This is a genomic window from Sphingobacterium sp. 1.A.4, from assembly GCF_002734245.1.
Lineage (GTDB): Bacteria > Bacteroidota > Bacteroidia > Sphingobacteriales > Sphingobacteriaceae > Sphingobacterium > Sphingobacterium tenebrionis.
Genome location: NZ_PEAZ01000007.1, coordinates 1 through 862, shown reverse-complemented (window position 1 = coordinate 862; position 862 = coordinate 1). Strand labels below are relative to the sequence as shown.

Here is an 862-nt window from a genome sequence, read left to right as displayed (position 1 = left end):
AACTGTGTATATATCCAAATAATAAATTAAATTTTCTCCAAATAATATTCTGATTAGGCCGCTTTTGCGATGTAGCCCTTTCCAGATTTTGCGATGGCGAATGCCTGTTTGATCAGTTTGTTCACCACTGCTATGATTGCGACCTTGTAGGGTTTTCCCTTTTCCATCAACCTCCCATAAAGCCCGCTGCAGGCGGTGTTGCTCCTGATGGCGGATATTGCCGCCATGTACAGCACCTTTCTGACCTGGCCCATCCCCATCTTGCAGATATGTCCCTTTCCCCTTACACTGCTGCCGGACTCGAATATCCTGGGCGCCAGTCCGAAATAGGATATCAGCTGCCTGTACCCCTCGAACCGACTGAAACCGTCCGTCAGGATGATAAGCAGTGCTGCGCTGCGCGGGCCGATGCCCGGGATGCTCCGCAGGTTTTCATTGAGTTCCCCGTAATTCTCCATGATGATCTGCTGGATCTGTCTTTCATGTTCATTGATGTTCTCATCAAAAACTTTGATCCCTTCCTCCATGGTCTTCCTGAGCGAGGGGTCCAGTGTCCCAGCATATTCATATGCATGGAGCTGGTTCCCTAGAAGGTTCCTGCATTCCTTCTGTCCCTTGATATAGCCCTCCAGGTTCCTGATCCTCAGCACATGTTCCTCCGGCAGCCTCCATTGGGCAGGTTCCGTCATGCTGGTGAACTTGGCGATGAGCTGGGCATCCTTCCTGTCGGTCTTGGTCCTGGCCAGGGTCATCTGGGAAAAACGCCTGATGACAAGGGGGTTGATGACCGAGACACGTTCATCCCTTTCCCAGAGGAACCTTGCCAGGCGGAAGTAATAGGGACCGGTGGCCTCCATCGCTA

1 protein-coding gene is annotated in these 862 nt (G+C 51.7%); it reads right to left on the bottom strand.

Annotated elements, in window-relative coordinates; all coding sequences use genetic code 11:
* Positions 1-53 precede the first annotated feature (53 nt).
* A partial coding sequence (locus CRJ00_RS01445; RefSeq protein WP_099365157.1) for an IS110 family transposase occupies positions 54-862 on the bottom strand: 809 nt, incomplete at its 5' end.